Origin of the sequence: Terrimonas sp. (assembly GCF_003075435.1) — a bacterium.
GTDB lineage: Bacteria > Bacteroidota > Bacteroidia > Chitinophagales > Chitinophagaceae > Agriterribacter.
In genome coordinates this window covers 59,087-79,514 of the sequence record NZ_QCZJ01000012.1, presented here as the reverse complement: position 1 = coordinate 79,514, position 20,428 = coordinate 59,087, and the positions used below count along the sequence as shown (strand labels likewise).

The window sequence follows — 20,428 nt, the reverse complement described above, 5'->3', positions numbered from 1 at the left end:
AATTTTATTACAGCTGAATGCCTACTGTCTCCCTCATCTCCATCTAACCGTATTGATCATATGCTGCATATCCTTACCTATAAAATCGTATACAATATTCAGGGAGTCTTCATTGGGAGTATCGTTGAAATATAGCGCCCCGCGTAAGAAATGTTTGGTAGTATCAGTTATAAAAAACTGCTTGCCTGTAGCAGCATTGCCGCCCACCCTGAAGAAAACGCCACCGTATCCCTGTGGTGTAATAAATGCTGAATCTTCAATAGATGAAGCCTTGGTAGTATGCTTGAATGTTATTTTGTAAGCGTCGTTTCTCAGGTTATCGAAAGTATTTATGGAAGAAGAATCCTTATACCCGTTTCCGGTTTTCACTTTATATATTGATTTACCGCCGATGGTTTTATAACTCAGGTAAATCTTGGCATTGAATGAAGGGTAATCAATATTTATCCAATATGGATTATCAGGGTCGGCATCAAAATAAGCGCTGTCTTTAACAATATTGGCATAAACAGGATATTCAAAAGTATAGGGATAGCCGTGCTGATTGAATAACTGGTATTGATGTTCGGGGAATGTTATATTAAAATAGCCTTTCGGTTTGGGTGTATAGTTGCTGTTGCAGGAAAATATTGCTAAAAACAAAAAGCCAAAGGAAAACAGGTATCGATTCATCATATAGTTTTTGGTAAAAAGGAGAGAAGCTGTCAGCTATCAGCCTTCAGCTATGAGCTATTGGGTCCTTCGTTTCACGTCTTACATTTCACTATTGCTCATTCACTATTGCCTATTGCCCCGCTTACCCTCACAGGCCGGTAGGAGCTTTGATGGTTATTTTTACTTTTTTTATTCTGTTCTTCTCAATTTCGGTTACGGTAAATTCAAAATCACCAATGGTTATTACCTGGTTTTCTTTTGGAATTTCACCTGCTAACTCAAGTACAAGGCCCGCAACAGATTCGCTCTCTCCTCTAACCTGGTCAAAAGTATCTGGTTTCAATCCCATTGCTTTGCATGCATCTGTAATCATTATCCTTCCTTCAAATACAAAGTTATTATCATCTAATTTTTTATTGGCGCTTTCCTCATCATCAAATTCATCCCGGATATCGCCAATAATTTCTTCCATAATATCTTCCATAGTTACAATGCCTTCAGTTCCCCCAAATTCATCTACCACCACTGCAAAATGCGTATTCTTCTTTTGTAATTCTCTTAAAAGATCTTTAATGAGATTTTGCTCCGGAACAAAATACGGCGGGCGAATCAAAGAATGCCAGTCGTAATCATCTTTTTCATTTATAAAAGGCAATACATCTTTACTGTGTATAATGCCTACCACATCATCAAGGTTGTTTTTATAAACCGGTATGCGGGAATAATGCAGCTCTTCAATTTTTGTTACAAGATCCCGGAAACCTGTACTGTATTCAATAGCGCTTACATCAAGGCGTGTGCGCATAATTTGCTTAACGGTAACATGCCCGAAACGTGCAATGCCACGTAAAATATTTTTTTCTTCTTCTGTTGTACTTTCCGTGGCATTCATTTCTATTGCCTGGTCAATATCTTCGGGATTGTAAACGTGATGTTGCTTTATGCCACCAAAACTTCTTTCAATACCATCGGTATATTTCACAAACCATTTGCTCATGCTGCCAAAAAAAGAATACAGTACTTCGATGAGTAAAGAAGAGCTGTAAGCGAATCGTATATTGTTTTGTGTTGCCCAGACTTTTGGAAGTATCTCAGCAAAAAGCATCAGCAAAAACACGATCACTACAAGCTTAAGCAAAAAGCCTACCACCTCATTGGATTGGGTAGGGAGCTCATCCATCAAAACATTAGCAACTATAATAGCACTCAGGTTTACGAAAGTATTTGCTATTTGTAAAGTTGCTAATAAACGTTTGGGTTGGTCAAGCAGGGTAATAATTCTTCTTGCAGCCGGGTGTTGCTTTGTTTTAAGCATATTGATATCGCGGTAGCTGAGGGAAAAAAAAGCCACTTCGGCGCCGGATACAAAAAAAGATACCAGTAAAAGCATCAATAATAAAAAACCAAGGATAGCTATGCTTTGGGTATTTACTGCCAGTAATACCGGTTTTATATTAAGCAGGTAATAATGTACAACCGAATGATGGTCCAAAACTGATTGGATTTAAATGAAAAATTTTAATCATAAAGGCAGGTCAATTGGCCTGCCCGCTACACCTAACGCACAAAATTAAATATTCGTGTTAAAATGCCATGTTTTCAGGGGAATCGCCGATAGGCGGAATATCATTATTAAATCCTTCTGCCGGGTGGTCACCGGGATGGCTGCCATGCACGCCGTCAACTCTTTTATCAAGCATTATAAGATTATCGCCCACCACTTCCGTGGCAAATTTCCGATTGCCATCCTTGTCTTCCCAACTCCTTGTGCGCAGGCGGCCTTCTATATATACCAGGCTACCCTTGTGCAGGTACTTCTGAGCCAGCTCTGCCAAACCGCGCCATAAAACTACGGTATGCCACTCTGTTTGGCTAACCAGTTTGCCTGTACGGTCTTTAAATGTTTCGGTAGTTGCCAGGGGAAACTTTGCTACACCAATGTTGCCTTCTAAAAATTGAATGTCAGGGTCCTTACCAAGGTTGCCAATTAACATTACTCTGTTTACGCCGCGCATATTACTTGTTTTTAATTCGAGCAAAAGAACTTAACCATCAATGCTGACTTAAATTTACATTTTTTTCCTGCAAATAAGTAGTGATAAATTTCGGAAATGCATATAATGGCAAATCTTTAGGAATAACAGCAATAAAATCTTTGCCCAGATCCGGCAAACGGCTAACCGTTAATTCAATAAACCGGCCCTGTATAGTTTGGTGGGTAAGCTGCTGCACATAGTGTTTTGAAGTGCCGGTTATGCTTCCTTTATATTTGTTCATATATTGTTTGATGACATTGTGCCGGGCAATTTCCTCATTGCTCAATTTGCTTTCTGCTTCCACCAAAACAAACTCATGCAGGTTCTGCCATATATCTTTCCCGGTTCTCATCCTGATATATACCCTGCTGTTATATGTGATGATTATATAATACATCCAGCGGACTTTTTTAATGATCTTCTTTTCTTTAGCAGGAATTGCATCAACCAGCCCTTCATTATATGCTATACATTCATTTTTCATTACGCAATCATCACACAACGGAAGTTTGGGCTTGCATATCACCGCGCCAAAATCCATAATGGCCTGGTTGTATATGCCCGGTAATTTTTTATCGAGCAGGTTATTGGTCAGCGAAGTAAGCAACGCTTTCCCTTTGGTTGAATCAACAGGCTGTTTTATGCCAAACATTCTTGCCATTACCCTTAGTACATTCCCGTCAACCACGGCATAAGGCAGGTTAAATGCAAAAGACGCAATAGCCGCCGCAGTGTATGGGCCAATGCCCTTCAAGGCAAGAATATCTTCGTAGGCAGATGGAAAAACACCTTTATACCGGTCATGGATGATGCTGGCAGTAGCAATCAGGTTTTTGCAACGGGTATAATAACCTAACCCTTCCCACAACTTAAACACCTGTGCTTCAGGTGCGGTTGCCAGGTGCTTTACAGTGGGGAAAGCTTCAATAAATCTCAGGTAATAATCCCAGCCCTGCTCCACCCGGGTTTGCTGCAGTATAATCTCGCTCAGCCATATTTTGTACGGGTCTTTTTCCCCTTTCCATGGCATGGCGCGCTTATTATATTTCCGGTTCCATGCTAAGAGTTTACTGGTAAAAAAAGGTTTCATAAGGAGTAATTACCTGTTATTCAACTAAATGTCGGGGTTTTTATTGAACCGGAATACAATTTTCTGAAAAAGGGGGCGTTCAGTACATAGTAAATACAAAATGCGGCAATAAATTGGTTTTCTTCTATCTATAAATGGGATAAAAAAATTTTTTGTAGCGTTTATTTGCACAGAATGCAAGATTTTTGCTATCTTATCGTTGAATTTCATTTACTTATAAAAACAATACCATGCGAAAAGCTGATCTCATCAACAATATTTCTGAAAAAACAGGTATTCCTAAAGTGGATGTTCTTGTAACATTGGAAACCATGTTTAAAGAAGTAAAAGAAAATCTTGCCAACGGCGAAAACATTTACATCCGCGGTTTTGGCAGTTTTATTACCAAGAAACGTGCTGCTAAAATTGGAAGAAACATTAAGAAAAATACTGCTGTTCATATTCCTGAACATTATATACCTGCATTTAAACCTGCTAAAGAATTTGTACAGGAAGTTAAAAAGCTGCAATCTGCAAAGCCGGTTGATGAGAATTTTGACGATGAAACCGATGATAGCATTTAACTTTGCGGCAAATTAAACGATTTTGAAAAAGCAACAATGGGTTGTTGTGTTCTCTGGGCTCGTTTTATTACTGAGCCTTTATTTTTTAGGAAGAACCAAGCCCAATAATACCAAGCCGCCGGCAACAGCACAGTCGCAAACAGGCGATTCGCATGAAGAACATTTAGAGACAGAAAAGATCCTTGCTACTGCCAAGTCGCGGCTCTCTCCTGAACAGCAGGCCTGGGTTACTGCAAAGGAAAACAGCATTACCCGGGGTGATGTAAATGCACAAAAAATTAAACTCTACAACGAACTCGCATATTTCTGGAAAGATTCAGCCCGTGTTTTTGAGCCTTTCGCTTATTACCTGGGGGAAAAGTCCAAATTGGAAAATTCTGAAAAAAGCCTCACCTTTGCTGCCCATTTGTATTTAAAGCAGCTAAAGAGTGTTGATCAGCATGCTTTGCAGGTGTGGATGGCTGACCAGGCTGCGGATTTGTTCAGGCACGCGTTGCAGGTAAATCCTGAGAATGATTCCAGCAAAATAGGTTTAGGAAGCAGCTATATTTTTGGAGCTCACGGCGCTTCAACTCCTATGGAAGGTATCCAGAAAATACTGGAAGTAGTACGTAAAGATTCCACCAATATATACGGACAGTTTATGCTGGGTTATGGTGGAATAATGACAGGACAGTATGATAAGGCTATTGAAAGGCTGAATACTGTGGTGAAAATGGAGCCTGATAATGTGGAAGCTGTTTTTTTACTGGCTGAAGCATATGAAAGGCACGGCGAAAATGCAAAAGCCGCTGAGTGGTATGAGGCAGGAAAGAAATTTGTTCAGAACCCTGATGCCATACAAGCGATTGATAAAAGGATAAAGGAATTAAAATAAATTATTAAGTAACAAAAAACTATTTCGGTTTATGCCTTGTGGTAAAAAAAGAAAACGTCACAAAATTGCTACCCACAAACGTAAAAAACGTCTCAGAAAGAATCGTCATAAGAAGAAAAACAAATAGTTTTTTTGTTTTGATGCCGGTTTGCTCCACTGGATTTATAAACATGTGAAAGGTTAATTGCTGCTTATAAAGTGGTAATCCCTTTCACATATTGATTTCTTCCTTTTTTGAGGTCAGATTATAAAGGCGTTTTTACTTGAACAAAGAATTAATTATCAATGCAGTTTCTGCAGGTGTTGAAATAGCCCTGCTGGAAGATAAGAAGCTCGTGGAATTGCATCATGAAAAAGCAGATGCAAGTTTTGCCGTGGGCGACTTATACCTGGGAAAAGTTAAAAAGCTTATCCCGGGATTGAATGCTGCATTTGTTGATGTTGGCTTTGAAAAAGACGCTTTCCTGCATTATACAGATCTTAGCCCTTATGCCCGCTCGCTGCTGAAATTTACACAGCAGGCCATGAATGCACAGGGCGATTTTGATTTTGCACAGTTTCAAACCGAACCTGAAATTATTAAAACCGGTAAGATCAATGAGGTGTTGGGTCAAAAGCCTAATATACTTGTACAGATCCTTAAAGAACCCATCGCTGCAAAAGGCCCGCGCCTGAGTTGCGAAATTTCATTGCCCGGCAGGTTTGTTGTGGTTACCCCCTTCAATGATATTATCGCGGTTTCACGAAAAATTCATTCTTCAGAAGAAAGAAAACGGCTTAACAAAATTGTTGAAGCCATTAAGCCAAAAAACTTTGGCGTGATTGTGCGCACCGCGGCTGAAGGCAAAAACACCGCTGAACTTCACGAAGATTTGAATATGCTGGTTGAAAGCTGGAAAAACCTGCAGCATAATTTAAAAGATGCTACAGCACCTGCTAAGATCCTCAGCGAGCAAACCAAAACCACCAGTATGCTGCGTGATCTGCTGAATGAAGATTTTAACCGCATAGTGGTGAATGATAAGAACATCTTTAATGATACCCGCAACTATATTCAAAAGATAGCACCTGAAAAAAAGGAAATAGTTACGCTCTATAATAATGGATCTTCCATATTTGATCATTATGGTGTAACAAAACAGGTAAAAGCTTCTTTTGGCAAAACGGTTAACCTGCCCAGCGGCGCTTATCTTATTATTGAACATACGGAAGCATTGCACGTAATTGACGTGAACAGCGGTTATAAAAGTGTGAGCAATAACCAGGAGATGAATGCACTGGAGACCAATCTTGAAGCCGCTGCAGAAATTGCCAGGCAATTGCGCCTGCGCGACCTTGGTGGTATCATAGTGGTTGATTTTATTGATATGAAATTGCCTGATAATAAGCGTAAGCTTATTGAGGCAATGGAAGAGTTTATGAAGGCAGACAGGGCTAAGCATGCCGTGCTCCCAATCTCTAAATTCGGTTTAATGCAGATTACCCGGCAACGTATGAAGCCGGAAGTGAATATCAATACCCAGGAAGTTTGCCCTACCTGCAACGGCACCGGCAAAATATCTTCAACACTTGTACTGGAAGACGAGATAGAAAAGAACCTGAGTTATCTTGTAATGCAAAAGCATAAAGGTTTAACTATCGTTGTACATCCTATCATATACGCCTATCTCACCAAAGGCTGGATCTCCATTCGCAGAAAATGGAGCTGGAAATACAAACAAAAGATCAAATTAAAAGCCGACAATAATTACTACCTCACCGAGTTTCACTTTTTTGATAGTAATGATGAGGAGATAAAGTTGTAGTGTAGTTTACAGGAATTATAAGCAGGACTATAATTATTCCTTCATACAAAAAATAATATTCCCTACCTTTCCATCTTACCCATTCCGAAAATTGTTTCCCTTGAACCGATCTCTCTTTTTAATCTTTAGCTTTCTGTTGAGTAATGGTTTGTTTGCCCAAAAACAAAACGCCTCCTTTCAATTACATATTCATAAATCCACATTGCCAGTTAAAGTTGATGGTATTGCTGATGAACAACCCTGGCTTGATGCAGAAAGCGCTTCATCTTTTTATATGGTATTGCCCATGGATACCAGCTTTGCAAAAGTGCGTACAGATGTAAGTATGACCTATGATAATGAAAACCTGTACCTGCTGGCTGTTTGTTATAACTATGGCAATGGCAGGCACATGGTGGAATCACTCAGGCGTGATTTTGCTTTCCTGAAGAATGATAACTTCCTGTTGTTTATGGATACGTTTGAAGACCAGACAACCGGGTTTTCCTTTGGAGCAAATGCTTATGGCGCGCAATGGGACGGAACCATGTACGAAGGCAGCAAGGTTGATCTTAACTGGGATAATAAATGGACATCAGCCGTAAAAAACTATGATGACAGATGGGTATTTGAAGCTGCTATACCGTTTAAAACCATACGCTATAAAAAAGGATTGAAACATTGGGGTATCAACTTCAGCCGCAATGATCTTAAAACAACTGAAAAGTCAAGCTGGACACCTATTTCACGGCAACTGCCAACAGCATCCCTGGCACATACAGGCACTTTAGTATGGGATGAAGAACCGCCAGTGCCGCGCTCCAATATTTCTGTAATTCCCTATGTGCTTGGTGGTATTTCAAAAAATTATATAACCAATGCAAAAACGGTATTTGAAAAAAATATAGGTGGTGATGTAAAAATTTCGATCGGACCTTCTCTCAACCTTGATTTAACGGTACGTCCTGATTTCTCGCAGGTAGAAGTAGATAAGCAGGTAACGAATCTCAGCCGCTTTGAATTATTTTTTCCTGAACGCAGGCAATTCTTTTTAGAGAATGGCGACCTGTTTGCCAATTTCGGCTATGCTGATCTTCGCCCGTTTTTTTCAAGAAGAATAGGCTTAGGTGTACCGATAGACTTTGGTGCCAGGCTGAGTGGCAAGCTTGATAAAAACTGGCGTATCGGTGTAATGGATATGCGTACAGCTAAAGTAAATGATGCGGCCTTACCTGCGCAAAATTTTGCAGTGCTGTCGTTGCAACGAAAGGTTTTTAAACGTTCCAATATTGGTGTTATTTATATTGACAAGGCTTCGCTTAATTATAATGCGTTACAAAACCCCGATAGCAGTAAAAAACTATATGCCGGTTATAACAGGAATATAGGACTGGAATATAATCTTGCTTCTGCCAACAATATATGGACAGGGAAGGCAATGGTATTGAAATCCTTTCATCCCGGCATCTCCAAAGGCGATTGGACGCAGGCTGCGCACCTGCAATACAATAGCCGCAAATGGCTGATATACGGACAGGCGCAATATGTTGGTGAAAACTATATTCCGGAAGTTGGATATGTACCAAGGCGGGGTTATGTAAAATTCAATCCGCAACTGTCTCATTTCTTTTTTCCGAAAGGCGGCAATGTGCTGAGCCATGGACCTGTTATAAACAGCACTTATTATTTTAACACCAAACTTCATGAAACGGATCACAGCAATATTGTATCCTATCTTACAACGTTCCGGTCAAAAGCAACCTTAAGTATTGTTACGCAGCAGGATTATGTAAAACTGCTCCGCCCCTTTGATCCTACCAATACAGGTAAAGATTCATTAGCTACAGGCACACAGCACCAATGGAATACCATTGGGTTTGATTATGTTTCTGCACCCCAGCATTTATTTACTTATACCTGCTCTTTGCGATACGGAGGCTATTATGCCAACGGGCATTTGCTGATGATCAACAGCGATTTGGGTTATCGATTTCAGCCTTATGTGAACATAACGATGAGCACCAGCTATAACCAGTTACGCCTGCCGCAACCCTGGGGCAGAATGAATTTTTTATTGATCGGGCCAAGAATTGATGTAACGTTTACGAATACACTTTTTTTCACTACCTATATACAATACAACGAGCAGCTTAAAAACCTTAACATCAATACAAGGCTGCAGTGGAGATATAAGCCCGCATCCGATCTTTTCCTTGTGTATACGGACAATTATTATCCAGGACCATTTGCGGTTAAAACAAGAGCTTTTGTGCTGAAGTTTAATTACTGGTGGAGTGTGTAGATGGGCGCCATGTACCAGCTGCCAGTGCGGTAAATGATGATTCTAAAAAATACAGGCTACAGTAGAAATATATGGCGGTATCTATTAATAAAGACTCGCTTGTTATTATAAATTTTGAAAGCTTTGATTGTTTATCGGGTGGTTACCAATGCATACAGGAACAGAAAAATATCTTGCAATTTCAATCGCTTCGACAGGAGATATAATAAATGCAATTTCGTTTTTTTATCTAAGCAAATAATTCCTGGCTTAATATTTCCCTTTAATTATATTAGAGGTTAATATCTCTTTTGCTCTCCTGTATTGTATAATTCTTTTCTTAAAACCCTTTCTTTCCATGAGAAATATATTACCTAATAAAAAAAGAGTAATTATTTGGAATAGTCAGCTTGCCTGCGATAACTTAACAATCTTTCTGAATCAATCTTATTTTTCTTTAGCTTCGTCATTCTAAAAATAATATTATGGCAATAGCAGTTGGCACAAAAGCTCCTGATTTTACATTAATAAATACAGAAAAAAAAGAAGTTTCTTTAAAAGATTTTGCAGGTAAAACATTAGTGATAAATTTTTTCCCGGCTGCTTTCACAGGCGTTTGTACAGAACAGCTGTGCAGCAATCGCGATGAATTAGGTTTTTATAATAATATTGGCGCTGCGGTTGTTGCAGTATCTGTTGATCTTCCCTTTTCGTTAGGCATATTTAAAGCACAGCAAAATATCAACTTCGATCTTTTGTCTGATTTTAATAAAGATATGATTAAGGCTTACGGCATGTATCTTGAAGATTTTGTATTGGGTTTGAAAGGTGTGTCAAAAAGAGGCGTGGTAGTTGTAGATAAAAGCGGCACCGTAGCTTACGCCGAAGAAACAGCTAACCCTGGCACGCAGGTAAATTTTGCTGCTTTGAAAGAAGCACTGTCTTCAATTAAATAAATTTAACAGAAAGGTAAATGTGAGAGGGCGCCTTTCACATTTATCTTCTCCCTCAGATCTTACTTCCCTCAATCACTATTCCGGCAATGCTACAGATAATGCGGTTTCTTTTTCTAAGCTTATCTGATTCAAAGTTGCTTCAAGAAGCCTATTGAATTCCGCAGGCTTTTCAATCATTGGATAGTGACCTGTGCCATGTATTGTTTTTACAGTATAAGAAGTTTTCAGGTATTTTTTAATTGCTTCTTCATCTGTTGGCGTATAATCGCTCACTATTAAATGGAAAGGAATTTTTAAGCGGGATAGCATAGCAGGTTCACCGGGCACAAAATTCATAAGCGATTTCAAAGATAATGTTGCAATAACAGGATCAGAAGATCGTACATCATTCAAAACACGGTTTACCAAAACCGTATCTGCATAGCCAGGAGGAAATAGCGATGCCCTGCTGAATTCCGTTGCAACAGCATCGAAATTACTTTCCATCTCAACAAAAAGACTGTCGATCTGTTTAATTGTTTCCGGTGAATAGCTTGTTGGAACAGGTTCTTTAAAATTATCAATACCAATAAATCCAATTATTTTAGAAGGAATAGCGTCAGCGACTTTTTAAATAATATCACCTCCCATTGAATGCCCTGCTAAAATAATTTTATTTAACCCCAGGTTATTTATTACAGATACGATATCGCCTGCATAGTCATTAACAGTCCAGCTTTTCCTGTTATGCCCGCTTTTGCCATGCCCACCCAAATCCGGGGCTACAACAGTAAACCGTTTCTTAAAATAATCTGCCTGGCTTTGCCAGTATGTTTTATTAATACACCATCCATGTACAAATACAATTGCCGTATCGCTGTTGCCGGCAATATCATATGCTATGCTTACATCCCCATGTTTTATTTCAGGCTTTTCAGCTTCACCTGGTCTGCACGCAAACAAACAGCAGCAATATAAAAGGAGCAGAAGTTTTACCATAAGCAATTTTCCATTCCATATTGAAGGTATTGTATTTAAAAGATTGCGCCCGGATTGGAATTATTAAATCAGAAGACAGGGTTGGCTTTGATTACTAATATTATCTAAATCATCAAACTAAAAATTCCGTTACTTTTCTAAGTATAAGTACTTTACTCCAATACGTGATTTTTACAGGATTATGCACACTTAAAAAAATGTGAACACTATTTATAAAACCCCAAATGCAGTCCTGTTGTGCCAACCAAACAGGAAGTTATTATTTTGGAAAAGAGAACCTGATATTATTCACATCCTGTTAATTTCTTTTGTTCTTAATAAATTAATTAATTGTGATCTTTATAAACACCACGGGCGGAAAACTTCCCAATATTAAATTAAATGTTAATCCCTTACCTTATTCTGTGTTATATACAGACAGGGTAGTTTCGTCTCGTTTAAAAAAAAATAATTATGGGACTATTTGATAAAAGAGTACAATACAAGCCGTTTGAGTATCCTGAAATACTTAAGTTTTCAGAGGCGATCAATAAGTCGTTTTGGGTGCATTCAGAAGTAGACTTTACTGCAGATGTTCAGGACTTTCATGCGCATCTTACTGAGGCGGAGCAGAATGCTGTGAAAAACAGTTTGCTGTCCATTGCACAGATAGAAGTTGCCGTAAAATCGTTCTGGGGTAATTTATATAATCATTTTCCCAAACCTGAACTGAATGGGCTGGGCGCTACTTTTGCCGAATGCGAGTTCAGGCATTCTGAAGCCTACTCCCGCCTGCTTGAGGTGCTGGGATATAATAACCAGTTTGAAAGCCTGGTAGAAGTGCCGGTTGTAAAAGAGCGTATTCAATATTTATCTTCGGCATTGCAGAATGCTAAATCTGCTGATAAAAAAGAATATACCGTTTCACTTATTTTATTCAGCCTGTTGATTGAAAACGTTAGCCTGTTCAGCCAGTTTGCTATTATTCTTGCCTTTACAAGATTTAAAGGGCTGATGAAAAATGTGAGCAATATTATTGCGTGGACTTCCGTAGATGAGCAGATTCATGCCAATGCGGGTATATTCTTAATAAACAAGCTGAAAGAAGAATACCCCGGCATATTTACGCAGGAAACCATTGAGCATGTACGCGATGTGGTAAAACAGTCTATTGTTACAGAAGGCAAAATGCTGGACTGGATTTTTGGCGCAGGTGAAATTGATATCATCAATAAGCACAACCTCACTAACTTTATGAAGTACAGGGCAGATGAAAGCCTTAAGCAAATTGGCATTGAACCTGTGTTCAATGTAAGTGCAAAAGATAACGCGGCTATGATGTGGTTTGAAGAAGAAGTATTTTCAAACAGCCTGGATGATTTTTTTGCAAAGCGCCCTGTAGAATATACCAAGTTTGATAAAAGTATTTCTGCCCACGATTTGTTTTAACCATTTATCCTTTACCTCTATAAATTAACTTACAACATGACGACACTATTTGCAACCGCGCCGGCAATTGCTGAACAACTTTTTGATACTAAATGTGAACAGGAAAAACTATGGTGGAAAAATGAAGAAAGCGAACAGATCCTCAACAGGGGATATTTGCTGAAGGGGGAAACCGTAGAAGGAGCTATTGAACGTATATGCTCTGCTGCTGCGCAGCGCTTATACAAGCCTGAATTAAAAGAAGCGTTTAAAGAAATGGTGGAACGCGGCTGGATGAGTTTGAGCTCACCTATATGGGCGAACATGGGAACAGAAAGGGGGTTGCCTATTTCATGCTTCAATGTTCATGTGCCTGATTATATAGAAGGTATTACACATAAGCTGGGTGAAGTGATCATGCAGACAAAGCTGGGTGGCGGAACATCTGCATACTTTGGTGCGTTAAGAGAAAGAGGAAGCGCGGTAACGGATAATGGAAAAAGCAGCGGCGCGGTAAGCTTTATGCGTTTGTTTGATACCGCGATGGATACGATATCACAGGGCGGTGTTCGTCGTGGTGCATTTGCTGCATACATGGATATAGACCATGGTGATATTGAAGAGTTCCTCTCTATTAAAGATATCGGGCATCCCATACAAAATCTTTTTTATGCCGTATGCGTCCCCGATTACTGGATGCAGGATATGGTTGACGGCGATATGAAGAAAAGACAGATATGGGCTAAGGTGCTTGAAAGCCGCCAGCAGAAAGGATTGCCATATATTTTCTTCACCGACAATGTAAACAGGAACAAACCGCAGGTATATAAGGATCTGAACCTTACGATCCATGCCAGCAATCTTTGTTCTGAAATTATGCTGCCGTCTTCTGAAGATGAATCGTTCATCTGCTGCTTATCATCTATGAACCTTGAGTTATATGATGAATGGAAAGATACCAACGCGGTTAAGCTGGCTATCTTTTTCCTTGATGCGGTATTGCAGGAATTTATTGCCAAGTCAGAAGACAATCATTACCTGAAAGCCGCCAATACTTTTGCTAAACGCCACCGTGCATTAGGGCTGGGCGTATTGGGCTGGCACTCTTACCTGCAAAAAAACATGATACCTTTTGAAGGCATGAAGGCTAAGCAACTTACTGCTTCCATATTTGCTGATATCAATGAAAAAGCAATGAAGGCAACCAAGGACCTGGCATGGATATATGGTGAACCGGAATTATTAAGAGGATATGGAAAGAGAAATACCACATTGCTCGCTATTGCTCCGACAACATCTTCCTCCGCAATCCTGGGACAAACCTCCCCGGGTATCGAACCATTCAGCAGTAACTATTATAAAGCTGGCTTATCCAAAGGCAACTTCATGCGTAAGAATAAATATCTTAAAGAACTGTTGGTGCAAAAAGGTATTGACAATGAAGATACATGGCGCAGCATTATGCTGAACCACGGCAGCGTACAGCATTTAAAAGAACTGACTGCTGAAGAAAAAGAAGTATTTAAAACCTTTAAAGAGATCAGCCAGCTCGAAATTATTCAGCAGGCATCCATCCGCCAGAAATATGTTGACCAGTCTCAAAGCCTGAACCTCAACATACCCGCGGAACTTCCTGTAAAAGAAGTAAACAAGCTGCTTATTGAAGCATGGAAGCTGGGTATTAAAACTTTATATTACCAGCGTAGTCAGAGCGTTTCTAAAGAGATGGTGACAAACCTGGTGAGTTGCAAAAGCTGCGAGGCATAACACATACGTGTTTTAAATATTTTGTTTATAGTCCCATTAGTTTTAAACGCAGGATGATTGTTATCGTTCTGCGTTTTTGTTTAAAAAACCTAAAGCATAATATTATGCACGTTTTTTATTTCCGCCATAACAAAAGTGCTGTGCGTGCTGCCGATGCTTTCAACGGAACCCAGCTTATTAAAAACAAATTCCTGGTAATGTTTCATATCGCGGGCTAATACTTTCAATATAAAATCGTAATCACCCGAAACATTATAACATTCTACAACCTCATCAATTTTCATAATATCCTCCACAAACTTGTGGCCGATGGTTCTGTCGTGCTGTTTCAGCCTGATATTGCAAAAAACAATAAATCCCTGGCTGAACTTTTCAGGATCCAGCACTGCCACATATTTTTTAATATACCCGTTGCTTTCTAATTTTTTTATGCGTTGTAAAACCGGCGAAGCAGAAAGGTTTACCTGTGCAGCCAACTCTTTTATGGTTTGGCTGGAATTATTGCTTAAGATTTTTAAGAGCATTATATCTGTCTGGTCCAATTGATCCATAAAAAATTTTTTTTCGGGAGCAATATTAATGCGTTTGCAGCATAATTTGCTTATTTGATTATACAAATCAGTTTTTTTCACTTAAAAATCAATTAGTATATAGTTTTTAAAGCTTTAAATTAATTTAGTCGCGAAATTTAAAGTTCTTAACATATTTCAACAATCGGATCAGGTTCTGCTTAGCTGAGATTAATAGGGAATCGTGTGCAAATCACGAACTGTCGCGCAACTGTAAGTAACAAAAGGTTCTATCAATACATATCCACTGTTCATATATAATCAGGATGGGAAGGATGATAAAACTGTTACAAGTCAGGATACCTGCCTGCTCTGGATGTACGATGCTTTCGCGATGTGAAGCTTTGGACAGATTGATGGATATTACTGAATATCCCTATGCTCATACTTTTCTTCCAAATTTTCTGCGCTTAAGAAATCAGAAATGGTTCAGGCACTTTTATAATGATCGTCACTCATTTTAAAAGCATTAAAACATGCAAACACACAACCTGGGCTATCCGAGGATAGGCAGCCAAAGGGAGCTTAAAAAAGCAGCCGAGCAGTATTGGGCCGGAAAAATTTCGTTAACGCAGTTGAACCAGGCAGGCAGCGCAATACGCCTGCATAACTGGTCGCTGCAAAAAAAAGCTGGCATTGACCTGGTACCATGTAATGATTTTTCATATTACGACCATGTGCTCGATACCAGCCTGATGACAGGCGCTATTCCGGCGCGGTATCACGACTTGATGCAGGACAAGCAACTGCCCCATCCTGACCTGCTTTTTGCCATGGCAAGAGGATACCAGAAAGACGGGTATGATATTACTGCCATGGAAATGACCAAATGGTTTGATACCAATTATCATTATATCGTTCCTGAATTCACAGCAAACCAACAGTTCTCCCTCTTCAATACCAAAGTGTTGAATGAATTTGTTGAAGCAAAGCAAAATGGCATACCTGCAAAACCTGTATTGCTGGGACCTGTATCTTATTTATTATTAGGTAAAGAAAAAGAACCAGGGTTTCATCGCCTTGAACTGATCAAAAAATTGCTTCCCGTATACATTGAAGTATTAACAAAACTGGAACAGGCAGGCGCATATTATATTCAATTAGATGAGCCGTGTCTTTCTTTGAATCTTACGGATGCTGAGCGCAAAGTTTTTACCAAAACATACGAGGAGATCAAAAACAAATTGCCGGACCTGAAAATTATTCTGGCAAGCTATTTTGAGTGTTACGGAGAAAATCTTTTTACAGTGCTCAAATTGCCTGTTCAGGTTTTACATCTTGATCTTGTACGTTGTTCAGGGCAATTAGATGACATACTGGCAACAGATTTTGTACACAGCAGAACGATACTTTCGTTAGGTGTGGTTGATGGAAGAAATATCTGGAAGAATAATTTTGAAACCTCGCTGGCATATATTAAGAAAGCGGCCGATAAAATTGGCAAAGCAAGAATATGGATTGCTCCATCCTGTTCGCTGCTTCATGTGCCTTGTGATCTTGACCTGGAAACCGATGAAAAAGTATTAACGCCTGAAATAAAACAGTGGCTTGCTTTCGCGAAACAAAAAATTGATGAGGTAGTAACACTGAAGCAACTGGCTAATGATGAAAACAGCGAAGTTGCCAACACAAAGCTCAAAGAAAATATTACTGCCAGTCAAAACCGTAAAACATCCAGCCTAATTCACAACGCTGCTGTAAAAGCAAGAGTAAAAGCAATTACAGATGCAGATGCTGCGCGGCAAAATGCTTTCTCCATAAGAAAAGAAAAGCAGCATAGTGCATTAAACCTGCCGTTATTTCCAACTACCACTATTGGTTCGTTTCCCCAAACTGCCGAGGTTAGAACATGGCGTGCTAAATGGAAAAAGGGTGAGCTAACACAGGTGCAATATGATGAGCTGATTGCAAAAGAAACAGAAAAAGCCATACGCTGGCAGGAAGCAATTGATATAGATGTTTTAGTGCATGGTGAGTTTGAGCGTAATGATATGGTGGAGTATTTTGGAGAACAGCTGAAGGGTTTTGTTTTTTCAAAAAACGGGTGGGTGCAGAGCTATGGCAGCCGATGCGTTAAACCCCCTATTATATTCGGTGATGTAAGCAGGCCGGAATCGATAACAATACGGTGGACCGCTTATGCGCAATCGCTCACAAAAAAATCAGTAAAAGGTATGTTAACCGGGCCGGTTACCATATTGCAATGGAGCTTTGTTCGCAATGATCAGCCGCGCAGCGAAACCTGCACACAGATTGCATTAGCAATAAGAGATGAAGTGGCTGACCTGGAAAAAGCAGGCATTAATGTAATACAGATTGATGAGCCTGCAATCCGGGAAGGATTACCCTTGCGCAAGGAAAACTGGCAGGCGTATTTGAACTGGGCAGTAAAAGCATTCAGGATATCTGCAAGCGGTGTGAAAGATGAAACGCAGATCCACACACATATGTGTTATTCCGAATTTAATGATATCATTCAAAACATAGCGGATATGGATGCAGATGTAATTACCATTGAGTGCAGCCGCTCGCAAATGGAGCTACTGGATGCATTCGCTGCATTTAAATATCCGAATGAAATTGGCCCCGGTGTTTATGATATTCATTCACCGAGAGTTCCATCACAAAAAGAAATGACGCAATTGATGGAAAAAGCGAAAGCGGTTATTCCGATGGAACAACTTTGGGTGAATCCTGACTGCGGCTTAAAAACACGGGGATGGAATGAAACAAAAGCGGCGTTACTTGAAATGGTAAATGCAGCCAAAGCGCTGAGACAACAGGTAACAGTAAACGCGTGATAAATGTACGGGGCAGGCTGAAATCAGTCTGCCTCGTAACTATCCGCCATTTTATTATACTTATTCCTGTATTCAACAGGTGTAAGTCCGGTAATTCTTTTAAACAGATCTCTGAAAGCTTTTGTATCCGTATAGCCAACATCATACATTACTTCTGCAACGTTTTTTTTGCTTGCCTCAAAACTTCTTTTGGCGGCTTCAATGCGAACCCGCTGCATGTACTCCACCGGTGTGTTATTGGTTGCCTGCTTAAATCTCCTTTCAAAGTTTCTCCGGCTTATATTTACTTTATCGGCCAGTTCATCTACCGTAATTTTTTCCGGGTAATTTTTTTCAATAAAGTGTTGCGCCTGCAAAATTTCTTTATCTGCATGATCTTTCTGTCCTGTGAAAATAGTGAAGGCTGCCTGGCTGTTACGGTCTATATCAATGGCAAAATATTTTGAAAGAAGGATGGCGGTATTCCTTTCGGTATATTTTTCTACCAGGTATAATAATAAATTCCATAATGAATTAGCTCCGCCGCTGGAATACAGCTTTCCCTCATCAGTAATAACAGAGCCATCCACAATTTCTACATTGGGAAACTTTTCACGGAACTTATTGTAGGACGACCAATGCGTGGAGCATTTTCTGCCATCCATCAGCCCGGTTTCTGCCAGTAAAAAAGCGCCGATACACAGGCTTGCCAGCTCACTTCCTTTTGCATACATCTGCAATATCCAGGGTATTGCTTTTGCATTTGCCGCAAGCGCTTCGTCAATATCGCCATACAGGGCAGGTAATATCACCAGGTCCGTTGTTTTTACATCACTTATCTGGCGGTCAATCCTGATAATGTATTCACCATCATTGGCAGCCATATTTTTTTTGAGTGCTACATACTCCACATCAAACATCGGCTTTTTACCCACTTGTTTTAGAAAATCATTCGCTGTTTTAAAACAACGGTATGCAGGGGTGATGGCTTCTATCACTGCATTTTGGGGTACATATACTGATATCTTTTTCATATCCTGTTTTTTCAGGAAATAAAGATAAGCAATGTATTTGGCGGAATCAGCCCTTAAAACTGTCGTTTACGCACTACCTGTAAATCTTATTTAAATGCCATTTTTGTATTGCTAATTTGATTTGACGTATATGAAAGCAATACATGCATATCTCACTTTTAATGGCAATTGCAGGACAGCTATGAAATTCTATCAAAAATGTTTGGGAGGCGAGCTTTTGTTGCAGTTGGCAGGAGAATCACCATTATCCGATATAATGCCGGCTAAAATGAAAAAGCTGATTGTTCATTCAGTATTAAATGGTAAAAACTTCTGTCTTACGGGTACCGATATGGCAACTGATGACAGATTGCAAAAAGGAAATGCGGTTGCTCTGTTGATAAATTGTTCGAGCGAACGTGAACTGAAAACAGTTTATAAAAAGCTTTCTGCCGGAGGCAAACAAACACAGCCGGCTGAAAGAACGTATTGGGGCGCTTTATTTGCTACCCTCACTGATAAATACGGGAACCACTGGCTGCTTAATTATAAAAAGTAGTACACCACCATATTTTTTAACTTTTAAATCAAAAGATCATGGCAATGCAATTAAAGAAGATAGTACCACATCTTTGGTATGATACCGAGGCAAAAGAGGCGGCCGAATTTTATGTTTCGATTTTCCCCGGCTCAAAAATCAACAAGATAACCACCATTCATGATACACCATCCGGCGATTGTGATATCGTACGCTTTGAATTATCGGGCAACCCGTTCATGGCGATCAGCGCCGGCCCGGAGTTTAAGTTCAATGAATCGGTTTCATTTATTGTATCATGCGACACACAGGATGAAATAGATTATTACACCGAAAAGCTTACTGCAAATGGCGGGGAGCAGGGCCCCTGCGGCTGGGTTAAAGATAAGTTTGGGCTTTCCTGGCAGGTTGATGCATCTGCATTACAGCAAATGCTTGAAAATGGAACAGAGGAACAGAAGAACCGTGTAACAAACGCTTTTTTGAAAATGAAAAAACTTGATCTGTCAGCTATTGAAAAAGCGTATAAAGGGTAAGTGTAAAACAATTGCAAAAACAACTCATTTTTTATATTTAAATATTCAACGATCATGGCAAACAACACAGTAACACTTCATCGTGTTTTAAAAGCATCGCCCGCAAAAACATTCAGGGCGTTTTCTGACCCCCTGGCGCATGCCGCATGGCTTCCGCCTTATGGCTATTTATGCACTGTACATAAAATGGATTTTAAAACAGGCGGTGAATTTAAAATGTCGTTCACTAATTTTTCAACCGGGCATAGCCATTCTTTTGGCGGCAAGTATGTAGAGATCAAACCCGATGAATATATTAAATACACCGATAAGTTTGATGATCCTAATTTGCCCGGTGAAATGACTACTACGGTTTGGCTGAATAAGGTTATAGCAGGCACCGAGCTGAAAATTGTACAGGAAGGCATTCCTTCTGTAATACCTGTTGAAATGTGTTATCTCGGCTGGCAGGAATCATTAGACAAGCTGATGCGATTGATTGAGCCTGAAATTCCGGATGCATAAATCAACAGCACAATTATAAAAAATAATAGTGCCGCCTGCAAAACAATGCTTGCTTGTTTTGCAGGCGGATATTGCTGAAAACTGCAATAGCTAAT

Annotated in this window: 19 protein-coding genes and 1 riboswitch; of the genes, 11 read left to right on the top strand and 8 right to left on the bottom strand. The window is 39.7% G+C overall.

Features of this window, described 5'->3' with window-relative positions; all coding sequences use genetic code 11:
* Window positions 1-33 precede the first annotated feature (33 nt).
* The 4 genes from DC498_RS14260 to mutY form a co-directional block, all read right to left on the bottom strand.
* Complete coding sequence (locus tag DC498_RS14260) at window positions 34-675, bottom strand: gliding motility lipoprotein GldD (protein ID WP_165813844.1); 642 nt, start codon at window positions 673-675, stop codon at window positions 34-36.
* 127 nt (window positions 676-802) lie between these two features.
* On the bottom strand, window positions 803-2,146 hold the full coding sequence (gldE, locus tag DC498_RS14255) for a gliding motility-associated protein GldE (protein WP_240628018.1): 1,344 nt from the start codon (window positions 2,144-2,146) through the stop codon (window positions 803-805).
* Window positions 2,147-2,237: 91 nt separating this feature from the next.
* Entirely contained in the window at window positions 2,238-2,669 is a 432-nt protein-coding gene (locus DC498_RS14250) for a single-stranded DNA-binding protein (protein WP_116874844.1), read from the bottom strand.
* A 37-nt stretch (window positions 2,670-2,706) separates the two neighbouring features.
* Window positions 2,707-3,780 carry an A/G-specific adenine glycosylase gene (gene mutY / locus DC498_RS14245; protein WP_116874843.1) on the bottom strand — a complete coding sequence of 358 codons (1,074 nt, stop codon included), beginning with the start codon at window positions 3,778-3,780 and terminating at the stop codon, window positions 2,707-2,709.
* Window positions 3,781-4,010: 230 nt separating this feature from the next.
* Between mutY and DC498_RS14240 the strand changes: the two genes are divergently transcribed.
* The 5 genes from DC498_RS14240 to DC498_RS14220 all read left to right on the top strand — a co-directional run bounded on the left by DC498_RS14240 (window position 4,011) and on the right by DC498_RS14220 (window position 10,241).
* The gene (locus DC498_RS14240) at window positions 4,011-4,343 is read left to right on the top strand and encodes an HU family DNA-binding protein (protein ID WP_116874842.1); all 333 of its coding nucleotides are present in this window, start codon (window positions 4,011-4,013) and stop codon (window positions 4,341-4,343) included.
* 22 nt (window positions 4,344-4,365) lie between these two features.
* Window positions 4,366-5,220 carry a tetratricopeptide repeat protein gene (locus tag DC498_RS14235; RefSeq protein WP_116874841.1) on the top strand — a complete coding sequence of 285 codons (855 nt, stop codon included), beginning with the start codon at window positions 4,366-4,368 and terminating at the stop codon, window positions 5,218-5,220.
* A 263-nt stretch (window positions 5,221-5,483) separates the two neighbouring features.
* The gene (locus DC498_RS14230; protein ID WP_116874840.1) at window positions 5,484-7,025 is read left to right on the top strand and encodes an Rne/Rng family ribonuclease; all 1,542 of its coding nucleotides are present in this window, start codon (window positions 5,484-5,486) and stop codon (window positions 7,023-7,025) included.
* Window positions 7,026-7,227: 202 nt separating this feature from the next.
* Complete coding sequence (locus tag DC498_RS14225; protein WP_240628017.1) at window positions 7,228-9,306, top strand: carbohydrate binding family 9 domain-containing protein; 2,079 nt, start codon at window positions 7,228-7,230, stop codon at window positions 9,304-9,306.
* 464 nt (window positions 9,307-9,770) lie between these two features.
* Entirely contained in the window at window positions 9,771-10,241 is a 471-nt protein-coding gene (locus DC498_RS14220; protein ID WP_116874838.1) for a redoxin domain-containing protein, read from the top strand.
* 75 nt (window positions 10,242-10,316) lie between these two features.
* On the opposite strand, the gene DC498_RS14215 is transcribed toward DC498_RS14220, so the two are convergent.
* Both DC498_RS14215 and DC498_RS14210 read right to left on the bottom strand, forming a co-directional pair.
* The gene (locus DC498_RS14215; protein WP_116874837.1) at window positions 10,317-10,727 is read right to left on the bottom strand and encodes an alpha/beta fold hydrolase; all 411 of its coding nucleotides are present in this window, start codon (window positions 10,725-10,727) and stop codon (window positions 10,317-10,319) included.
* 123 nt (window positions 10,728-10,850) lie between these two features.
* Window positions 10,851-11,183 (bottom strand): alpha/beta fold hydrolase, encoded by a 333-nt coding sequence (locus DC498_RS14210; protein WP_165813843.1) that lies wholly within the window; start codon window positions 11,181-11,183, stop codon window positions 10,851-10,853.
* Window positions 11,184-11,672: 489 nt separating this feature from the next.
* Here DC498_RS14210 and DC498_RS14205 point away from each other — a divergent pair, with 489 nt between their 5' ends.
* Window positions 11,673-12,647: a ribonucleotide-diphosphate reductase subunit beta gene (locus DC498_RS14205; protein ID WP_116874835.1), complete on the top strand. Its 975-nt coding sequence runs from the start codon at window positions 11,673-11,675 to the stop codon at window positions 12,645-12,647.
* 36 nt (window positions 12,648-12,683) lie between these two features.
* Entirely contained in the window at window positions 12,684-14,393 is a 1,710-nt protein-coding gene (locus DC498_RS14200) for a ribonucleoside-diphosphate reductase subunit alpha (RefSeq protein ID WP_116874834.1), read from the top strand.
* Between the two features lie 89 nt (window positions 14,394-14,482).
* Here the strand turns inward: DC498_RS14200 and DC498_RS14195 are convergent, their stop codons facing one another.
* Window positions 14,483-14,944, bottom strand: coding sequence for an Lrp/AsnC family transcriptional regulator (locus DC498_RS14195; protein WP_116874910.1), 462 nt, complete (start codon window positions 14,942-14,944; stop codon window positions 14,483-14,485).
* A gap of 153 nt (window positions 14,945-15,097) precedes the next feature.
* Window positions 15,098-15,287: riboswitch (cobalamin riboswitch) on the top strand.
* Window positions 15,288-15,438: 151 nt separating this feature from the next.
* Here DC498_RS14195 and metE point away from each other — a divergent pair.
* A complete protein-coding gene (gene metE / locus DC498_RS14190) occupies window positions 15,439-17,763 on the top strand; it encodes a 5-methyltetrahydropteroyltriglutamate--homocysteine S-methyltransferase (protein ID WP_116874833.1) in 2,325 nt (774 codons plus the stop codon).
* A gap of 23 nt (window positions 17,764-17,786) precedes the next feature.
* On the opposite strand, the gene DC498_RS14185 is transcribed toward metE, so the two are convergent.
* Window positions 17,787-18,776 (bottom strand): GlxA family transcriptional regulator, encoded by a 990-nt coding sequence (locus DC498_RS14185; protein ID WP_116874832.1) that lies wholly within the window; start codon window positions 18,774-18,776, stop codon window positions 17,787-17,789.
* Window positions 18,777-18,906: 130 nt separating this feature from the next.
* Between DC498_RS14185 and DC498_RS14180 the strand changes: the two genes are divergently transcribed.
* Genes DC498_RS14180 through DC498_RS14170 form a run of 3 tightly spaced genes read left to right on the top strand, consistent with a single transcriptional unit; the run spans window position 18,907 to window position 20,333 of the window.
* A complete protein-coding gene (locus DC498_RS14180; RefSeq protein WP_116874831.1) occupies window positions 18,907-19,314 on the top strand; it encodes a VOC family protein in 408 nt (135 codons plus the stop codon).
* 38 nt (window positions 19,315-19,352) lie between these two features.
* Window positions 19,353-19,829, top strand: coding sequence for a VOC family protein (locus DC498_RS14175; protein WP_116874830.1), 477 nt, complete (start codon window positions 19,353-19,355; stop codon window positions 19,827-19,829).
* Window positions 19,830-19,883: 54 nt separating this feature from the next.
* Window positions 19,884-20,333, top strand: coding sequence for an SRPBCC family protein (locus DC498_RS14170; protein ID WP_116874829.1), 450 nt, complete (start codon window positions 19,884-19,886; stop codon window positions 20,331-20,333).
* Window positions 20,334-20,428 lie beyond the last annotated feature (95 nt).